The sequence below is a fragment of the Nonomuraea sp. NPDC050383 genome (genome assembly GCF_044459125.1).
Taxonomy (GTDB): Bacteria; Actinomycetota; Actinomycetes; order Streptosporangiales; family Streptosporangiaceae; genus Nonomuraea.
Window position 1 is genome coordinate 528452 of record NZ_JBITIP010000004.1, and the last position, 19477, is coordinate 547928.

15 protein-coding genes are annotated in these 19477 nt (G+C 68.0%); 10 read left to right on the forward strand and 5 right to left on the reverse strand.

Going from position 1 to position 19477, the window contains the following annotated elements:
- Nucleotides 1-2: 2 nt before the first annotated feature.
- Nucleotides 3-635: a winged helix-turn-helix domain-containing protein gene (locus tag ACIBG4_RS13790; protein WP_397202090.1), complete on the reverse strand. Its 633-nt coding sequence runs from the start codon at nt 633-635 to the stop codon at nt 3-5.
- Nucleotides 636-708: 73 nt separating this feature from the next.
- Between ACIBG4_RS13790 and ACIBG4_RS13795 the strand changes: the two genes are divergently transcribed.
- The 4 genes from ACIBG4_RS13795 to ACIBG4_RS13810 all read left to right on the forward strand — a co-directional run bounded on the left by ACIBG4_RS13795 (nt 709) and on the right by ACIBG4_RS13810 (nt 6514).
- Nucleotides 709-1380, forward strand: coding sequence for a phenylalanine--tRNA ligase beta subunit-related protein (locus ACIBG4_RS13795; protein WP_355443778.1), 672 nt, complete (start codon nt 709-711; stop codon nt 1378-1380).
- Between the two features lie 204 nt (nt 1381-1584).
- Entirely contained in the window at nt 1585-5268 is a 3684-nt protein-coding gene (locus tag ACIBG4_RS13800; protein WP_310708616.1) for a multifunctional oxoglutarate decarboxylase/oxoglutarate dehydrogenase thiamine pyrophosphate-binding subunit/dihydrolipoyllysine-residue succinyltransferase subunit, read from the forward strand.
- A 140-nt stretch (nt 5269-5408) separates the two neighbouring features.
- Nucleotides 5409-5585: a DUF6104 family protein gene (locus ACIBG4_RS13805; protein ID WP_310708615.1), complete on the forward strand. Its 177-nt coding sequence runs from the start codon at nt 5409-5411 to the stop codon at nt 5583-5585.
- 128 nt (nt 5586-5713) lie between these two features.
- Complete coding sequence (locus tag ACIBG4_RS13810; RefSeq protein WP_397202091.1) at nt 5714-6514, forward strand: DUF4097 family beta strand repeat-containing protein; 801 nt, start codon at nt 5714-5716, stop codon at nt 6512-6514.
- 14 nt (nt 6515-6528) lie between these two features.
- Here the strand turns inward: ACIBG4_RS13810 and ACIBG4_RS13815 are convergent, their stop codons facing one another.
- Entirely contained in the window at nt 6529-7728 is a 1200-nt protein-coding gene (locus tag ACIBG4_RS13815) for an RNA-guided endonuclease InsQ/TnpB family protein (protein ID WP_397202092.1), read from the reverse strand.
- A 101-nt stretch (nt 7729-7829) separates the two neighbouring features.
- Between ACIBG4_RS13815 and ACIBG4_RS13820 the strand changes: the two genes are divergently transcribed.
- Nucleotides 7830-8555 (forward strand): PadR family transcriptional regulator, encoded by a 726-nt coding sequence (locus ACIBG4_RS13820; protein ID WP_397202093.1) that lies wholly within the window; start codon nt 7830-7832, stop codon nt 8553-8555.
- A gap of 43 nt (nt 8556-8598) precedes the next feature.
- Here the strand turns inward: ACIBG4_RS13820 and ACIBG4_RS13825 are convergent, their stop codons facing one another.
- The 3 genes from ACIBG4_RS13825 to ACIBG4_RS13835 form a co-directional block, all read right to left on the reverse strand.
- Nucleotides 8599-9555: a zinc-binding dehydrogenase gene (locus tag ACIBG4_RS13825; protein ID WP_397202094.1), complete on the reverse strand. Its 957-nt coding sequence runs from the start codon at nt 9553-9555 to the stop codon at nt 8599-8601.
- Between the two features lie 9 nt (nt 9556-9564).
- Nucleotides 9565-10464 carry a hypothetical protein gene (locus ACIBG4_RS13830; RefSeq protein WP_397202095.1) on the reverse strand — a complete coding sequence of 300 codons (900 nt, stop codon included), beginning with the start codon at nt 10462-10464 and terminating at the stop codon, nt 9565-9567.
- A 191-nt stretch (nt 10465-10655) separates the two neighbouring features.
- Nucleotides 10656-10916 (reverse strand): SSI family serine proteinase inhibitor, encoded by a 261-nt coding sequence (locus ACIBG4_RS13835; protein ID WP_310708610.1) that lies wholly within the window; start codon nt 10914-10916, stop codon nt 10656-10658.
- A gap of 302 nt (nt 10917-11218) precedes the next feature.
- On the opposite strand from ACIBG4_RS13835, the gene ACIBG4_RS13840 reads away from it, so the two are divergent.
- The 5 genes from ACIBG4_RS13840 (at nt 11219) to ACIBG4_RS13860 (ending at nt 19463) form a co-directional block, all read left to right on the forward strand.
- The gene (locus ACIBG4_RS13840) at nt 11219-12319 is read left to right on the forward strand and encodes a trypsin-like serine peptidase (protein ID WP_397202096.1); all 1101 of its coding nucleotides are present in this window, start codon (nt 11219-11221) and stop codon (nt 12317-12319) included.
- Nucleotides 12320-12520: 201 nt separating this feature from the next.
- Nucleotides 12521-13687, forward strand: coding sequence for a trypsin-like serine peptidase (locus ACIBG4_RS13845; RefSeq protein ID WP_397202097.1), 1167 nt, complete (start codon nt 12521-12523; stop codon nt 13685-13687).
- Between the two features lie 453 nt (nt 13688-14140).
- Complete coding sequence (locus ACIBG4_RS13850) at nt 14141-15739, forward strand: trypsin-like serine peptidase (RefSeq protein ID WP_397202098.1); 1599 nt, start codon at nt 14141-14143, stop codon at nt 15737-15739.
- 432 nt (nt 15740-16171) lie between these two features.
- Nucleotides 16172-17788: a trypsin-like serine peptidase gene (locus ACIBG4_RS13855; protein ID WP_397202099.1), complete on the forward strand. Its 1617-nt coding sequence runs from the start codon at nt 16172-16174 to the stop codon at nt 17786-17788.
- 187 nt (nt 17789-17975) lie between these two features.
- A complete protein-coding gene (locus tag ACIBG4_RS13860; RefSeq protein ID WP_397202100.1) occupies nt 17976-19463 on the forward strand; it encodes a trypsin-like serine peptidase in 1488 nt (495 codons plus the stop codon).
- Nucleotides 19464-19477: the final 14 nt, after the last annotated feature.

The following is a 19477-nucleotide window of genomic DNA, read 5'->3' on the forward strand; positions in this document are numbered from 1 at the left end:
GGTCACGTGTCCTCCTCGGTGTCGCGGCTTCCGCTGTCACGGGTCTCGCTGTCACCACTTCCGGTGTCGCGGCTCTCCGTGTCGCGGCTCTCACGGGGGAAGGCGGCTGCCCAGAGCTGCACGTTGCGGGCCTCCGGGTGGCCGGCGTAGCGGGCGATCAGCTCGCGCACCAGCCCGCCCACCCGCTCGGCGAACTCGCGCACCCCCTCCGGAGGCAGCTCGGCCAGGTAGTCGCTCATCCCCGCCACGGGTATCCAGGCCGGGTCCGGGGACCTCTCGAACGCCCCCATCTCGCGCGCCAGCATCTCCACCTGGCGCGCCTGCATGATGCGGACCGCCTCCCAGCCCTCGGGCGTGGCGGCCATCCGGACGTTGTCCCAGCTGGTGTAGAAGTGGCGGGCGCGCCAGCGGCGCTCCCTGCCGTCGCGCCGGTCGTCGTCCTCCTCGATGAACCCGTACCGGGCCAGGACGCGCAGGTGGTAGCTGGTCGAGCCGGAGCTCTCCCCCACCACCCGCCCCAGCTCGCTGGCGGTCGCGGGCCCGTCGATGCGCAGCAGCCCGAGCAGCCGCACCCGCAGCGGATGGGCCACCACCTTCAGCACCCGCGGATCGCCGATCTCGTAGATCTCCTCCACACTCACGACGGTAAACCGCAAAGACAATTTTGCAAAGTGTTTTTTGCGGTTTCTCACTCCCTAGACTGGACGCATGCTCGACGACATCCGGGTGGACGACTCCGTCCTCGCCCTGCGCCCCGACTTCGCCGTCCTGGTCGTGACCGCCCACGGGCTGCGCAACGGCCCGACGGACGACCGCTCGCGCGGCTGGCTGGAGTCCGCCTCCGCCCACCTGTCCGCCGAGGGCGAGGAGGAGCGCGAGGCGCGGGCGGCCAAGATCGAGGCGTGGCGCGACGCGTACCGCGCCTTCGGGGCCAAGCCGTCGCGCACCCGGCCCTCGGTCGACGCGCTCACCCGCCGCCTGCCGCTGCCCGAGATCAACCAGGTCGTCGACGCGTACAACTCGATCAGCGTGAAGCACGCGCTGCCCATCGGCGGCGAGGACCTCGACCGCTACGACGGCCCGGCCCGGCTGGTCACGGCGGCCGGCGACGAGGCGTCGGAGGAGGCGCTCGGCACGCCCGACGCCGGCGAGGTGATCTGGCGCGACGACACGGGCGTCACCTGCCGCAGGTGGAACTGGCGCCAGGTGGCGCGCACGCGGCTCACCGAGGAGACGGTCAACGCGCTGTTCCTCCTGGAGCGGCTGGAGCCGATGTCGCTGGAGGAGCTGAAGGCCGCGGGCGAGGAGCTGGCCGATCTTCTCTCCGAGCTGTCCCCGGGCGTCCGCATCACCAGCCGGTTGCTGTCCGGCGGGAAATAAACCTCTTCCCTCAGCGTTGATACCAAACAGTGATGTTTACTGCATCACCCCCTTTGACTAGGGGTGCGTCGTCCCTGTTCACGGTCCTGGAAGGATCCGACGGGGTGGCGTGGCCACCCGGGCGCGCGTTGCCGGGCAGGACGAGTAACCTTGGACAGGTTCTCTAACATCAACGCCGATCTGCGGAAGAGGGCGATTTCCGCCGTGTCGTCTGAGTCGTCGCGGACAAACCCGCTGGCAAGCTTCGGTCAGAACGAGTGGCTTGTCGACGAGCTGTACCAGAAGTACCTCCAGGACCCCGAGTCGGTCGACAAGGCCTGGTGGAACTTCTTCGCTGACTACAACCCTGACTACGGACCGGGCCGGAGCCCGGCCAGGGAGGCGGCGAACGGCACAGCGACCGCGCCTCCCCCGGCACCCGCCAAGACGGCGGCTCCTCCGGCCCCCAAGACCATCGAAAAGCCGGCTGTCCCGTCCCCTGACGGGGTGGCGGCCAAGCCGGCGCAGCCGGTCGCACCGGCGCCGAAGGGCGCCGAGGAGATAAGGCTGCGCGGGGCGGCGGCCCGCACGGCCGCCAACATGGACCTCTCGCTGTCGGTCCCCACCGCGACCAGTGTCCGCGCCATCCCGGCCAAGCTGCTCATCGACAACCGCATCGTGATCAACAATCACCTCAAGCGGGGACGCGGCGGCAAGGTCTCCTTCACGCACCTGATCGGTTTCGCGATCGTCAAGGCGCTGAAGGCCATGCCGGAGATGAATCACTCCTTCGCCGAGGTCGACGGCAAGCCGACGCTCGTCAAGCCCGAGCACGTCGGGTTCGGCCTGGCCATCGACGTCCAGAAGAGCAACGGTGAGCGCCAGCTCCTCGTGCCGTCCATCAAGGCGGCCGAGCAGATGGACTTCCGCCAGTTCTGGATGGCGTACGAGGAGATCGTCCGCAAGGCGCGGGCGGGCAAGCTCGGTGTCGACGACTTCGCCGGCACCACGATCTCGCTGACCAACCCCGGCACGATCGGCACCGTCCACTCCGTGCCCCGCCTGATGCCCGGCCAGGGCACGATCATCGGCGTGGGCGCGATGGAGTACCCGGCCGAGTACCAGGGCGCCTCCCCCGAGACGCTCTCGCGCCTGGCCGTCTCCAAGGTCATGACGCTGACCAGCACCTACGACCACCGGATCATCCAGGGCGCCCAGTCGGGCGACTTCCTGCGCCAGATCCACCGGCTGCTGCTCGGCGAGGACGGCTTCTACGACGAGATCTTCGAGGCGCTGCGGATCCCGTACGAGCCGGTCCGCTGGGTGCGCGACATCTCCGCCTCGCACGACGACGACGTGGCCAAGTCCGCCCGGGTGATCGAGCTGATCCACGCCTACCGGGTGCGCGGCCATCTCATGGCCGAGACCGACCCGCTGGAGTACAAGCAGCGCAAGCACCCCGACCTCGACATCCAGTCCCACGGCCTGACGCTGTGGGACCTGGAGCGGGAGTTCGCCACCGGCGGCTTCGGCGGCAAGCCGCTGATGAAGCTGCGCGACATCCTGGGCGTGCTGCGCGACTCCTACTGCCGCACGGTCGGCATCGAGTACATGCACATCCAGAACCCCGAGGAGCGGGCCTGGATCCAGGCGCGGGTGGAGAAGGGGCACACCTCCCCCGACCGCGAGGAGCAGCTCAACATCCTGTCGCGGCTCAACACCGCCGAGGCGTTCGAGACGTTCCTGCAGACGAAGTTCGTCGGCCAGAAGCGCTTCTCGCTGGAGGGCGGCGAGTCGCTCATCCCGCTGCTCGACTCGGTGATCAGTGACGCCGCCGACGAGGGCCTCGACGAGGTCGTCATCGGCATGGCCCACCGGGGCCGCCTCAACGTGCTGGCCAACATCGTCGGCAAGTCGTACGCGCAGATCTTCGGCGAGTTCGAGGGCAACATCGACCCGCGCACGGCGCACGGCTCCGGCGACGTGAAGTACCACCTGGGCGCGGCCGGCGAGTTCACCGCGCTGAGCGGCAAGACCATCACCGCCTCGGTGGTGGCCAACCCGTCGCACCTGGAGGCGGTGGACCCCGTCCTGGAGGGCGTCGTCCGCGCCAAGCAGGACCTCCTGGAGCGCGGCGAGGAGGGCTTCACGGTCCTGCCGGTGCTCATCCACGGCGACGCGGCCTTCGCCGGTCAGGGCGTCGTGGCCGAGACGCTCAACCTGTCGCAGCTGCGCGGCTACCGCACCGGCGGAACCGTGCACGTGGTGGTCAACAACCAGGTCGGCTTCACCACCTCGCCGGCCTCGTCTCGCTCCAGCGTCTACGCGACCGACGTCGCGCGGATGATCCAGGCGCCGATCTTCCACGTCAACGGCGACGACCCCGAGGCCGTGGTCCGCGTCGGGCAGCTCGCCTACGAGTACCGCCAGACGTTCCGCAAGGACGTGGTCATCGACCTCATCTGCTACCGCCGCCGCGGCCACAACGAGGGCGACAACCCCGCCTTCACCCAGCCGCTGATGTACGACCTGATCGACGCCAAGCGCTCGACCCGCAAGCTCTACACCGAGGCGCTGATCGGCCGGGGCGACATCACGGTCGAGGAGGCCGAGCAGGCGCTGCGCGACTACCAGGCCAAGCTGGAGCAGGCGTTCACCGAGACCCGCGAGGCGGCCAAGAAGCCGCTGGAGGCGGGCGCGATGCGGGTGCCGCCCACCGAGGTGGTCAAGTGGTCGCACGACGACACGCCGACGGCGATCAGCGACGAGACGCTCAAGCGCATCGTCGACACCCAGCTCAACCTGCCCGAGGGCTTCACGCCGCACCCGCGCCTGGCGCCGGTGATCCAGCGCCGCGGCACGATGGTCGAGCAGGACGCCATCGACTGGAGCATGGGTGAGACGCTGGCCTTCGGGTCGCTGCTCATCGACGGCCACCCGGTGCGCCTGGTCGGCCAGGACTCCCGGCGCGGCACGTTCACCCAGCGCCACGCCGTGCTGGTCGACCGGCTGACCGGCGAGGAGCACACGCCGCTCAAGACCTTCAACCAGGGCACCACGAAGTTCTACGTCTACGACTCGCTGCTCAGCGAGTTCGCGGCGCTCGGCTTCGAGTACGGCTACAGCGTCGTGCGTCCGGACGCCCTGGTGGCCTGGGAGGCGCAGTTCGGTGACTTCGTCAACGGCGCCCAGACGATCATCGACGAGTTCATCTCGTCCGGTGAGCAGAAGTGGGGCCAGAAGTCGGGTGTCGTGCTGCTGCTGCCGCACGGCTACGAGGGGCAGGGTCCCGACCACTCCTCGGCCCGCATCGAGCGCTTCCTCCAGGTCTGCGCGCTCGACAACATGACGGTCGCCCAGCCCAGCACCCCGGCCAACTACTTCCACCTGCTGCGCTGGCAGGTGGAGTCCGGCCGGCACAAGCCGCTGGTCGTCTTCACGCCCAAGTCGTTGCTGCGCCACAAGGCGGCCACGTCCAAGGCGGACGACTTCACCTCGGGCACCTTCCAGCCGGTTCTCAGCGACACGACCGTCGATCCGGCGAAGGTCACCAAGGTGGTCCTCTGCTCCGGCAGGGTCTACTACGACCTGGCGGCCAAGCGCGACGAGAGCGGCCGCGACGACGTCGCGATCGTGCGGCTGGAGCGGCTCTACCCGTTCCCGGGCGACGAGCTGGCCGCCGAGCTGGGCCGCTACGGCCAGCAGGCGCAGCTCGTCTGGGCACAGGACGAGCCGGTCAACATGGGCCCGTGGCCGTACCTCGCGCTCAAGCTGGCCGAGGACCCGCAGCTGTTCGGCGGTCGCGCGCTCAACCGCGTGTCCCGCCCGGCCAACAGCTCGCCCGCGGCCGGTTCCCACAACGCTCACGACAACGAGCTGCACGAGATGCTCAGCCAGATCTTCGGCTGATCGGCTCGTCAGAGACCCCCGCCGGCCCGCGCCGGCGGGGGTTTCTCGTTGAGCGGCCCGGGCCGGGCGGCGCGGTGGGCTTACTAGAGTTGGGCCGGGGACCCCGTGTCCCCGCAGCACGTCGATCGAAACGGAGCACGATGTACTTCACCGACCGGGGGATCGAGGAGCTGGTCGACAGGCGCGGCGAGGAGGAGGTCAGCCTCCTCTGGCTGGGTGAGCGGCTGCGCGAGTTCGTGGACCTCAACCCCGAGTTCGAGACGCCGATCGAGCGGCTGGCCACCTGGCTGGCCCGCCTCGACGACGAGGACGAGTGACGGCGGGAGGACCCGCCCGCCTTCCGGTGCCGCATCGGCACGCGTAAACGCGATACATCTTGAGTTTCCGTAAGACACGACATATCGTGTCTTACGTGAGGAGCGTGTCGCCAGAAAGGGCGGGGACCATGCAGCACTGGACCATCGACGGCCCCGAGCAGCTGACGTTCGGACCGGTGAGATCCCTGGACGTGCGGATCGTGGCGGGCCGGCTCGCCGTGCTCGCCAGCGACGGCCCGCCCGTCCTGGAGGTCACCGAGATCGACGGCGCGCCGCTGCTCGTGACCTACGACGAGGAGAGCGGCGAGCTGACCGTCACCTACAAGGACCTCACGTGGGACGGCATGCTGGGCTGGCTGCGCAAGACCACGCGCCGGGCCGTCGCCACGCTGACCGTCCCGAGGAGCTGTCACGTCAACGCCGGCGTGGTCAGCGCCTCGGCCGTAGTCGCCGGGTTCGAGAACCTCACCTCGGTCAAGAGCGTCTCCGGCGACGTCGTGCTCGACGGCGTGAGCGGCGAGGTGGGCGCCACCACCGTGTCCGGCCACGTCGAGAGCCGGGCCATGGCCGGCGACCTGACGTTCACCAGCGTGTCCGGCGACCTGACCGTCGCCCAGGGGGTCCCGCGCCGGCTGCGCGCCAACAGCGTGTCCGGGCGCATCACGGCCGACCTGGAGCTGCGGCCGACGGGTCATGTGACGCTCACCGGCGTGTCGGGTGACATCCTGGTCAGGCTGCCCGAGGACGTGCAGGCGGACGTGCGGCTGCGGTCCACCACCGGACGGCTGGTCAGCACGTTCGAGAAACTGTCCAACGAGAGCAAGCCCGGCGCGAAGTCGCTGTCGGGGCGGCTCGGTGGCGGCATGGCCTCGCTGTCGGCGACGACGGTCTCCGGCGAGGTGGCGCTGCTCAAGGGAGAGAAAGATTGACTTCTTCCCCACGCCTAAAGGCGGGGGATTCCAACCTTCACAGGCTGGGGTTCCTGCTTCACCGGCGACCGCACCCGGGAGGACCCGGAATGTCTGACGTCACCTCCACAGGCCGACACGGCAAGACCTGCCGCCAAGATGTTCTTCGCGGCGTTGATGTCCCGGTCATGCCGGGTGCCGCAGGACGGACACTGCCACGTCCGGGTGCCGAGCGAGAGTTCGGCCAGCAGGTGCCCGCACGCCGAACAGGTCTTGGAGGAGGGATACCAGCGGTCGATCACGATCAGATGGCGGCCGTATTTGGCCGCCTTGTACTCCAGCATGCGGCGGAAAGTGCCCCAACCGGAGTCGGAGATCGCTTTGGCCAGCTTGCGGTTGCGGACCATGTTCTTGACGGCGAGGTCTTCGATCACGATCACGTCGTGGTCACGAACCAGCCGCGCCGAGGTCCGGTGCAGGAAGTCGGTGCGGGACGCACGGACTTTGCGGTGCGCCCGGGCGACCTTCGCCTTCGCCTTGGCCCGGTTGACGCTACCGCGCCGCTTGCGGGCCATGCGCCGCTGGTAGCGGGCCAGATTGCGCTCCCGTGCGGCCAGATGGCGCGGGTTGGCGACCTTCTCTCCGCCGGACGTGACGACGAAATCCTTCACTCCGACGTCCACGCCCACCATCGCGCCGGTCACCGGAGCCGGCTCGGGGTCTTCGACGCCCACGGCGAAGGACACATACCAGCGCCCGCACGGGTCGCGCGACACAGTGACCGTGGTGGGTTCGATGGTCGCCGGATCGAGGCAAGGCCAGGACCACACAAACGCCAGCGGCATGTCCATCTTCGCCAGCAGCAGTCGCCCGCCGCGATAACGGAAACCCGACCGGGTGTACTCGGCGCTCTGCCGCCCGGTCCGGGACTTGTAACGCGGATACCTGGCACGCCCGGCGAAGAAGTTCGTGAAAGCCACCTGCTGGTGACGGATCGCCTGCTGCAACGGCACCGACGACACCTCGTTCAGCCACGCCAGTTCATCGCTCGCCTTCATCGCCGTGAGGTTGGCGTTGGCCTGGGTGAAGCTCGTTGTGACCCGCTCACCGTGGTAGCGGGCATGCCGCCAGGCCAGGGTCCGGTTCCACACCACGCGTACGCAGCCGAACGTGCGGTTCAGTACCGCAGCCTGTTCGGGGGTGGGGTAAGCCCGCACCTTGTAAGCCGTACGCATGTTCGAAGCCTATCGAAAACCGTTGTCATGAACAGCGCGATGCCGTGTCGCGTTCCCACCCCAGGGCTGAAGCCTGGGGTCTCCACGCTCAAGGAGTTTCGATGAGCCCTGTGTTCGGTCACGGCCGCCTGCGGCTGTATCTGCTGAAGCTGCTGGACGAGAGCCCACGCCACGGCTACGAGGTGATCCGGCTGCTCCAGGACCGATTCCTCGGCGTGTACTCGCCCTCCCCCGGCACCATCTACCCGCGCCTGGCCCGCCTGGAGGAGGAGGGGCTGGTCACGCACGAGGTGGTCGACGGCAAGAAGGTGTTCTCGATCACCGACAAGGGCCGCGAGGAGCTGAACGACCGCCTCGACGAGCTCGACGACCTGGAGCAGGAGATCTCCGCCTCCGTGCGTGACATCGCCCGCGAGGTCAAGGAGGACGTGCGCGACACGGTCAAGTCGCTGCGCGAGGAGCTGACCAGGATGGCCAAGGACGTGCGCGTCGGCTCGCCGGCCGACCTGCGCCGGCAGAAGGCCGACATGGAGCGGCTCAAGCAGGAGCAGAAGCGGCAGTGGCTGGAGCACGCCCAGCACTGGCAGGGCGAGAGCCAGCGGCTGACGACCGAGTGGCGCCGGATCTGGGCCGAGGTGTGGTCCACGCTCGGCGGCGCTCCGGCCTCGCGGGCCCAGCTGGACGCGGAGCTCGGCGGCATGCTGGCCGACTTCGTGGCCGGGGTGCGCGAGCAGGCGTCCGACCCCCGGCTGGACCGCGAGCGGCTGGAGCGCGTGCGCGCCGCGCTGGACGAGGCGTCCGGCCGGATCCGCGACGCGCTCCGGTGACAGTAAGGCGCGGCCCGTTCCCAGGTCGCGCCAGATCTCCGTGTCAGGCGGTGAAGACGATCTTGCCGAACACGTCTCCCGCGGCCAGCGCGGCGAACCCGTCACGGGCCTCGGCCAGCGGCAGCGTCCGGTCCACGACCGGCCGTACCCCCGTCTGCTCCAGGAAGACCGCCAGGCGCTGGAGCTGGTCACGGGTGCCCATGGTGGTGCCCACCACGGAGAGCTGGAGGAAGAAGACCCGGTTGAGGTCGGCCGGCGGCACCGCGCCGCTGGTCGCGCCCGAGACCACGATCCGGCCGCCCGGCCTGAGCGACTTGAGCGAATGGTCCCAGGTGGCCTGGCCGACGGTCTCCATCACCGCGTCCACCCGCTCGGGCAGCCGCGCGCCCGTCTCGAAGACCTGGTCGGCTCCCAGCTCCAGGGCCCGTTCCCGCTTGTCCGCCGAGCGGCTGGTGGCCCAGACGCGGAAGCCCCCGGCGCGGCCGAGCGCGATCAGCGCGGTGGCGACGCCGCCGCCGGCCCCCTGCACGAGCACCGTCGAGCCCGGCTGCAGCCCCGCCTTGTCGAAGAGCATCCGGTAGGCGGTCAGCCAGGCCGTCGGCAGGCACGCCGCCTGCTCGAACGTGAGCGCGGCCGGCTTGGGCACGAGGTTGCGGCGCGGCACGGCGACCCGCTCGGCGAACGTCCCGTCGTGGACCTCCGACAGCAGCGAGCGCTTCGGGTCGAGCGTCTCGTCGGCGCCACTGCCGATCACCGCGTGCACGATGACCTCGTTGCCGTCCTCGTCGACCCCGGCCGCGTCGCAGCCGAGCACGATCGGCAGCCGGTCCTGGCGGATGCCGACGCCCTTGAGCGTCCACAGGTCGTGGTGGTTGAGCGCGGCGGCCCGTACGGTGACGGTGGTCCAGCCGTCCCGGGTCTCGGGCTCGGGCCGCTCACCGAGCGTCAGCCCGGCCAGAGGGTTGTCGGGATCGGTCTGTGTGGCGGTTACGGCGAACATGGCCGCACCCTACTTCAGCGTGATCCGGATCTCCTTGACCGCCCGCTCGACGAACGCGGGCGAGCCGGAGGCTGCGATCTGCACCCCGTCGCGGCAGACGGTCCTGGCCGGCCGGCCACGGCGGTCGATCATCATGGGCGGCTGGGAGGCGCGGCCGCAGTCCGGCACCGGGATGAGGCCCACGACGTCACCCGTCACGCCGCCGAACCAGAGCTGCGGCCCCACCGGGTCGCCCTGGACCGTCTCGCCCGGCTCGGCCAGGCGGACCGGGGCCGTGGCGGTCAGCACCAGGTAGCCGCCCTTGGTCACCCGGCCGCGGATGTGCCCGGCCGCCCCCATGCGCTGCTCGAAGGTCAGCCCGTCGGGCCGGTCGTACAGCGCGAGGCGCCAGTGGCCGAACGCGAACAGCAGCACCTGCCCGTACGAGCCGCTGCCCGGCTGGCGCGGGTACAGGTCGACGTTCGGCGTGAGGCTCCGCAGCGGCCGGCCGCCCTTCGACACCTCGGCCTCGCCGCCGTACGGCGCGGACATGCGGCGGTACTGGCCGGCCACCCAGACGCCCTGGAACGGCCGCGAGCCGAGCGCGGCGAGCCCGAGCCGCGACGGGTAGCGGACCTCGGCGGGGGTGCCGTCGGGGAAGACGACGCGGAGGACCTCGTCGCCGCCCTTCGCCCTGGGGGTGACCTGCAGGAGGTTGGGCGCGGCCCTCGTCGTGGTCAGGGGCGCGGCGGGACGGATCGTCCCGTGTCCTGTGGTGAGGGACCGCGGATCGGGGCCGGGGGCGGGGTCGCGGCCGGCGAGCAGCCCGGCGACCGCGACGGCGAGCAGCGCCACGACCACCGCCACGCCGGTCAACCGCCGGCGGCGGCTCTGCCCTCCGGCCTCGATGACGTCGAACTGATCGGCCACGGCCGTCCTCATGTCGTGCGGGCTCTCGCCTTCCGCCCCAGTCCAGACCAGTGACGCTGCTTGGCGCATTCACCTGATCGCCACATTGCTCTTCCCCCCCGCGGCGCGTACGCATGACGACGGGACCCCGGCCGATGGCCGAGGTCCCGTCATGGCAGGTCCGTCAGGGCATGGTGGTCAGGGCGTGTCTGTCAGGACATCTGGAAGACGGGGCCCGTCGCCGCCGACATCTCGCAGCCGTTGGAGAACGTACGTTCGTAGCGGATCGGCCGGCCCGCCCAGATGCCGAGCGCCGAGACGCGCACCGGGTTGTACTCCATCGTGCAGACCGCGTCGGTCCGCGAGGGCAGCCGTGCGGGGTCGCCGCCGGCCCTTTCGAGGGCGATGCAGGCGGGCTTGGACGAGCGCGACTTGCAGGACAGCACGCCCCCCTTGTCGCCAACAATGATCACGAAAAGCCTCCGGTCCGTGTCGGGAGAGTGAGTCTCGGCCACGGCGGGCGAGGCGGCGAATGCCGTACAGGAAAGCACGGCGAGACAGAGAAGTCGACGCATGCTCGCAGCCTGCCTTGGCCTCTGACCTGCGGCAACGACCGACACGAGGGAGCAGTCTCACCTATCCGGACGGCCTCCTTGACACCGTTCTTATGGGACACAAGTCACACTTGATCAGATAACGAATCTCTATCTGAGCTGCAATACAGTCAGTTGATCTGGAAAAATCCACCCTTAACACCCTAAGGAAAGGCATTTCCATGATCCCCCCGGTCCGGCGACTGGCAGCCGTCGCGCTCAGCGCGCTGCTCGCGCTTGGGGTGACCTCACTCGGGGGGCCTGTGGCAGCGGCGAGCGCGTCCGCGAGGACGAGCAGCTGGGTCTACTCGGTGACCCTGGCCAAGACGGCCGCGGACGTCCAGAAGGTCGCCGAGACCTGGAAGCCGGACCGTCTCAAGAAGGCCGACAGCTACAGCCCCGCCACGCCGGGGTCCCAGTCCTCCACGTCGGCGGGCGCCACCACCGTCCCCAGCCCGGAGCTCACCCCGGCCAAGGCGACCAAGATCCCGCTCAGCGTGTCGCCGGAGCTGCCGTCGAAGGGCTCGGCCGCCCGGACCATGGGCAAGGTGTTCTTCCGGTTCGGCGACAAGGAGTACTGGTGCTCGGCCAGCTCGATCGCCGCCAAGAACCGCAGCGTCGTCGCCACCGCCGCGCACTGCGCGTACGACGCCCGCCAGGCCAAGCCCGCCGACTCCTGGATCTTCGTCCCCAACCCCGGCCCCAACGGCGAGACGCCTGACGGCATCTACGTCGGCGCGGCGATCAGCATGCACGAGCACTGGCCCGGCCGGGGCGACTACGACTACGACTACGCGTTCGTCACCGTGCACCGCGGCTTCACCTGGGTCTCCAAGGGCGGAAAGCTCGTCATGCAGGACGTCGGCCGCCTCCAGGACATCGTCGGCGGCCAGGGCCTCGCGGTCGCCAAGGGCGTGGGCAGCCACGTCACCACCTTCGGCTACCCGGCCGGCCCGCAACCCGACGGCACCCGGCCGTTCGACGGGCGCAAGCTGCTGAGCTGCGCGGGCAGCACTCGCTGGACCGTCGCCCCCAGCCTCGACCTGCAGTACGGCGTGCAGATCCAGCCGTGCAACTTCACCGCGGGCGCCAGCGGCGGCCCCTGGCTGATCGACTACCAGGCCGGACAGGGCCTCGGCTCGCTGAACGGCATCAACAGCCTCACCTGGAACCGGGACGCCAAGGACGGCTACGACGCCGTCTCCTCCCCCAACTTCACCACCGCCACCGGCGAGGTCTACCGGCACGCGGCGGCGGTCACCACCCCCGCAAATGTGACGTAATGCACACGTAGCGTGGCAACCATCACGGTGATCAGCGAAGATCGGATCTCGGAACGATCACGGCCGCTTCACACACGCCTGACATGATCTTCCGCAAATTCCCAGACACGCAGTCAGCCCGATAGGTTCCCGGCTGTCCAATTGCTGCATCGGGGGATGTACGGAGCCCCACGACAGCACAAGGCAAAGCCTGGAGTTACCTTGAAGCGAATCCTCCTCCCGGCCGGTGGCGCCGTCCTGGCGACCGGCCTCCTGGCCGCCGGCCTGACCGGCACCGCGCAGGCCCGAGCCGACATCGCCACCGACCCCATGGCCCGCAACACGTCACAGGCCTCCTCGGTCGCGTCGTTCTGGCTCGCCTCCAACGGCGCCGCGCTGCGCGCCGCCACGGCGTACACCTGGGACGACAAGGAGGTCCGGAAGGTCGTCTCCAAGGGCGGTTACACCGCGGACGGCAACCCCGGCAGCGCCTCGCCCATCGGCGAGGAGAAGAAGCCCATCGGCCGCGTGCAGAACGTCAACCTGCCCAAGACGGTCGGCAAGGTCTTCTTCGTCGACGGGTCCGGCAAGTTCCGGTGGTGCTCGGCCACGTCGGTCCAGTCCAACTACCGCAACCTGGTCGCCACGGCCGGCCACTGCGTGTACGACACGGACAGCAACAAGGACGTCCTGAGCAACTGGGTGTTCGTGCCCGGCTACTACCAGGGCAAGGCGCCGTTCGGCATCTACGTGGGCAAGCAGGCGTTCACCCACACCGACTTCGACGTCTACGAGGACTACGACCGCGACTACGCGTTCGTGACCGTCTTCAACGGCATCGCCTTCGAGGGCGTCAAGCAGGTGGACCGCAAGGACTACGAGCGGTTCAGCGGCCCGAAGCGCAGCTGGGGCGGCCACTACTACATCCTGCTGTCGAAGGACGCGGGACGCCTGGGCGACAACGTCGGCGGCCAGGGCGTGGCGTGGAACCAGGCCACCGGCAAGGACGTGCGCGCGTTCGGCTACCCGGCCGGCCCGCACCCGGACGGCAACCGCCCCTACAGCGGCGTGACGCCGAAGTGGTGCTACGGCAAGACCACCGGCAAGGCCGTGGGCGCCTCGTGGCTCAAGATCGAGGAGCACGTGGGCCTCAAGTGCCCGGTCACCCCGGGCTTCGACGGCGGCCCCTGGCTGAGCAACTACAGCAACAGCAAGCGCCTCGGCTACGTCAACGGCGTGACGAGCACGTTCGCCGACCAGGACGGCAACGACCGGATCGACTACATCACCTCGCCGTACTTCGACGGGGAGACGGCGTCGGTCTACAACGCGGCCAAGAACGTCTGGTCGGGCAAGATCGTCGGCCCTAACGGCGAGCTGTACAAGTAACACCCCGCTTCGGAGAGGGGCCCGGCTTCTGCCGGGCCCCTTTTTCGTGTCTCCGGTTTGGGAGGCGAAGAGGCGGGGAGGGGTCGCGAACCCCGTTCCCGACGCCGATTCCGAAGATCATCGGACTGCGGAGCCGGATTAGACGGAGTTGGAGCCCGTTTTGGTTCCTGTGATCTAGGTCACATATACCCGAACACTCTCCGTCATGTCCGATTGATCCAGCTTTACTCGGGCCTTACCGAACGCCGCGATACCCAGCGAAAACGTGACCTCATGATCACCGACCACTAAGATCACTGACAGGTAACGGAAGGGTCACGGCGGTAAGGGTGCCTACCGAATCAGTCAAACCGGGTTCCACCTGCGGAGATCACCGCGCTATGTTCCTTGCTATCCCTTTACTGACGCATGGGACGCAAGTTGCGTCTCACGACAGACCAAGGAGCAGTTCCCTTGAAGCGCATCCTCATCCCCGCCGGTGGAGCCATCCTGGCTACCGGCCTTCTGGCTGCCGGCCTGGCCGGTTCCGCCTCGGCCGCCGGAGACGTCGCCACCGACCCGATGGCGAAGAGCGCGGCCGACGCCAAGGCCATCGCCCAGTACTGGGCCGAGAGCAACGGTGCGGCCCTCAAGGCCGCGACCGAGTCCAATGTCTGGGACAAGAGCGACGTCGCCAAGCTCCAGAGCAAGGGCGGCTACAGCGCCGACACCAAGCCGGGCTCGGCCTCGCCGATCGGCCAGGAGAAGAAGACCACGGTCAAGGTTCAGAACGTGAACCTGCCGAAGACCATCGGCAAGGTCTTCTTCGTCAACAGCAAGGGCGAGAAGAAGTGGTGCTCCGCCACCTCCGTCCAGTCCAAGTACCGCAACCTGGTCTCCACGGCCGGCCACTGCGTCTACGACACGGCCGGCAACACGGACGTCATGTCCAAGTGGGTCTTCGTCCCGGGCTACTACCAGGGCAAGACGCCGTGGGGCATCTACGTCGGTAAGCAGGCGTTCACGCACTACGACTTCGACGTGTACGAGGACTACGACCGCGACTACGCGTTCGTGACCGTGTACAACGGCATCCAGCTCAGCGGTGGCCCCAAGCAGGTCACCAAGTCCGAGTGGGACTCCTACAAGGGCACGAAGTTCGTCGACAAGAAGGAGATCAGCGCGGCGGAGTACGACGCCGGCGTCTCCAAGTACGGCGAGAACGGCCCGTTCCAGAAGGAGAGCATCACCTCGGCGCCCGAGACGGTCGGCAAGCCTGCCGGCGTCACGACCGCCAAGGAAGCCCTCAAGTACTACACCGCCCAGGGCATCGACGGCGTCAAGCTGACGGCCACCGAGGTGACGGAGTACGACTACACCAAGGCGCCGAACGGCCTGGACAACAACGCCAAGTTCGTCGGCCCCACCAAGGCCAGCGCTGTGGCCATCAGCCAGGAGGAGTACAAGAAGCTCCAGGCGGAGAAGGCTGACGGCAAGTTCCTCGGCAAGCTCTGGGCGGACAAGGACGCCAAGGGCAACGAGATCAACTGGCACAAGCAGCAGTACTTCATCAAGAAGTGGGTCAAGTCGACCACCAAGGAGCTGTACTGGGTCGGCGCGTTCTACATCGTCGACATCGTCGCCAAGGACGCCGGCCGTCTCGGTGACAACGTCGGCGGTCAGGGTGTCGCCTGGAACCAGCCCACCGGCAAGTACGTCCGCGTGTTCGGCTACCCGGCCGCGGCGCACCCCGACGGCAACAAGAACTTCACCGGCATCACGCCGAAGTGGTGCTACGGGAAGACCTCGAAGAAGCTTGTCGGCTCCGCCGCCAAGAAGATCGAGGAGCACGTGGCCCTCAAGTGCTCGATGACCGAGGGCGCCGACGGTGGTCCGTGGCTGGTCAACTACAGCAACAGCAAGCGTCTCGGCTACGTGAACGGTGTCACCAGCACCTTCAACGACCAGGACGCCAACGGTCGCGTCGACTACATCTCCTCGCCGTACTTCGACGGCGAGACCGCGGCGATCTACAAGTCCGCCTCGAACGTGTGGTCCGGCAAGATCCTCTAAGTAACGCTCCGCGATCGGCCTGAGGCCGATCCACCCCGCGTCACTCGTCAAGGGCCCGGCTTTCGCCGGGCCCTTCGGCGTTCCCGGGGAAAGTGCGAGCCGTTTGGACGCATCGGGCGCGCAGACGGTGCCATCAAAGCTATGTGATCTGCGTCACACTATCCGGAACCGGTGCGGATCATCGACACGCTGCCCTCTGTAGTCACACTGACAACACGCTTATGTTGATCAGGGAAAACGGGCGCGTCAGGCACTCCGGACAAGTCGCAGGGATAGCCGGTCTAAACATCACAGAACGATCACGGGCGACAAGCCCCCTCTTTTCCTTCCAAAGTGGCTTCCCGTCACCAAGATCACGCCTGTATGTTCTGGCTATCCCTTTACTGACGCATGGGACGCAAGAAGCGTTCCACGACAGCCCAAGGAGTTACCTTGAAGCGCATCCTCCTCCCCGCCGGTGGCGCCATTCTGGCCACCGGTCTGCTGGCTGCTGGTCTGGCCGGCACCGCTCAGGCCCAGGGCGACGTCGCGAGCGACGCTCTGGCCAAGACCGAGGCTCAGGCTGCTGAGGTCCTCAACTTCTGGACCAAGTCCAACAACGCCGCTCTGACGCAGGCCGTTGCCTTCAACCCCGACTCGCTCGAGGTCAAGAAGATCAAGAGCGGCGGTGGCTACTCCGCCGACACCAAGCCGGGCTCGGCTCTGCCGATCGGCGAGGAGAAGAAGGTCGCGGTCAAGACCCAGAACGTGAACCTGCCGAAGACCATCGGCAAGGTCTTCTTCGAGGGTCGCGACGGCAAGCTGTACTGGTGCTCCGGCACCTCCATCCAGTCGCAGTACCGCAACCTGGTCGCCACGGCCGGGCACTGCGTCTACGACATGGCGGCCAACAACGAGGTCGTGTCGCGCTGGGTCTTCGTCCCGGGTTACTACCAGGGCAAGACGCCGTTCGGTGTGTACGTGGGCAAGCAGGCCTTCACCCACTACGACCTCGACGTCTACGAGGACTTCGACCGCGACTACGCGTTCGTGACCGTGTACAACGGCATCGCCGGCCCCGCTGGCGCTTCCGCCAAGCAGGTCTCGAAGTCCGAGTTCGACGGCTTCAAGGGCGAGAAGTTCATCGACAAGAAGGAGATCTCGGCGGAGGAGTACTCTGCTGGGGTCGCCAAGTACGGTGAGAACGGTCCGTTCCAGAAGGAGAGCATCACCAGCTCCCCCGAGACGGTCGGCAAGCCCAAGGACGCTGTCGACGTTAAGAGCGTCCTGGAGTACTACACCGCCACGGGCAAGGACGGCGTCAAGCTGACCGCCACCGAGGTCACGGACTACGACTACAACAAGGCGCCCGACGGCTTCGACAACAACGCCAAGTTCGTCGGCCCGACCGAGGCCAGCAAGATGGCGATCAGCGAGGAGGAGTACAAGAAGCTCCTCGCCGAGAAGGCTGACGGCAAGTTCCTCGGCAAGCTGTGGACCGTTGACAAGGACGGCAAGGTCAACACCGGCACGCCGGTCAACTGGTTCAAGCAGCAGTACTACATCAAGAAGTGGGTCAAGTCGACCACCAAGGAAGTGTACTGGGTCGGCGCGTACTACATCGTGGACGGCGCCCTCAAGGACGTCGGCCGCCTCGGTGACAACGTCGGTGGCCAGGGTGTGGCGTGGAACCAGCCTGCTGGTGCCGTCGTCCGTACCTTCGGTTACCCGGCGGGCCCGCACCCCGACGGCAACAAGCCCTACACGGGTGTCACGCCGAAGTGGTGCTACGGCAAGACTGCCTCCAAGGTCCTTCAGGTTCCGGCCAAGAAGGTCGAGGAGCACCAGTCGCTCCGTTGCCCGGTGACCGCCGGCTACGACGGTGGCCCCTGGCTGGCCAAGTACAGCAACGCCAAGCGTCTCGGCTACGTCACCGGTGTGACCAGCCTGATCGTCGACGCGGACAGCAACAACCGCTACGAGACGATCACCTCGCCGATCTTCGACGGCGAGACCGCCGCGATCTACAAGGCCGCTTCGGCCGTGTGGTCCGGCAAGCTCGTCAAGTAGTTCGTCGCGGTATCCGAACGACGACCTAGGTCATCGTTCACCTGCTTCACCCGAAGGGCTCGGCTTCTGCCGGGCCCTTCGGCCTTTCTCGGAGCAGTTCGTCTCTTCTGGTACGTGGGGTTACCAAAGTTACGGTTGTGTCGATAGGGTCCTAACCAACCTCTTGACAACTTTGTGGAGCCCCCCAGTGAAGCGCCTGCTCGTCCCCCTCGCCGTCGCCGGTCTCAGCGCCGCCGCCCTCGCCGCCCCCGCCACCGCCACGCCGACCTGGGCGAGTGACCCCCTCTCCCCCAAGCCCGCCGACGCCTACAGCGCCGCGTACTTCTGGCTGGATGCCAACGGCGCCGCGCTGAAGAAGGCCACCGAGTTCCGCGTCGACGCCAAGGACGTCCCCAAGCTCGTCCGCCCCTCGACCACCTCGGCTGACGGCAAGCCGGGCATGGCGGCTCCCACGGGCACCACCGGCGCGGCCGCGAAGACCAAGAACGTGAACCTGCCGAAGACGATCGGCAAGGTCTTCTTCCTCGACCGCGGCGGCGACTACCGCTGGTGCTCCGCCACCTCGATCCGGTCCAGGAACCGCAACCTGGTCGCCACCGCCGGCCACTGCGTGTACGAGCAGGGCAAGGACGTCTTCAGCAAGTGGGTGTTCGTGCCCGGCTACTACCAGGGCAAGGCCCCCTTCGGCGTCTACGCGGGCGCGTACGCCTTCACCGCCTACGACCTCGACGTCTACGACGACTACGACGGTGACTTCGCGTTCGTGGCCGTGCACAACGGCTTCAGCCTCGCCGGCGAGAAGACGGTGACGAAGGCCGAGTACGACAAGTGGGCGGGCGACAAGTGGATCAAGCGCGAGGAGATCAGCGCCGCCGACTTCGGGAAGTGCCTGCTCAACCTCGGCACCTGCTGGTCCGAGGGTGAGGACAAGCCGGCCGACAAGGTCGGGCCCGACTACCCGGGCGCGGTCGTCGAGAAGGACGAGGTCGGCGAGGAGGCGTACAAGGACGCCAGGACCGGCAAGGGCAACGGCTACAAGTTCGGCGAGCCGGAGACCGCGCTGGTGACCAAGCCGGAGTACGACGCGTACAAGGGAGTCGGCAAGAAGGCCGAGGACGCGCGCGGCAACTACACGATCACCCGCTTCTACACGCAGAAGTGGGTCAAGCCCGGCACCTCGCGCCAGTACTACAAGGGTGAGTACGTCATCGGCCTGGCCAAGGACGCCGGGCGGCTCGGTGACGTCGTCGGCGGCCAGGGTGTGGCGTGGAACCAGCCCATGGGCCAGAAGGTCACCGTCTTCGGCTACCCGTCCGCCCCGCACCCCGACGGCGACCGCCCCTTCACCGGCCTGACCCCCAAGGTGTGCTCCGGCAAGAGCGGCACCAAGACCTACCAGGTCAACATGTTCAAGGTCGAGACGCACCAGGTGCTGAAGTGCTCGATGACCGGCGGGTCCGACGGCGCGCCGTGGCTGCTCCGGTACGACAACAACAAGCGCACCGGTTACCTCAACGGCGTCACCAGCCTGTTCCACGACCAGGACGGCAACGACCGGATCGACTTCATCAGCTCCGCCTACTTCGACGGCGAGGTCGCCGACGTCTACAACAAGGCGAACTACGCCGCGACGAAGACGGTCGTCGGCCCGAACGGCGAGCTGATCGGCCAGTAGAAGGAAGCCAGGAG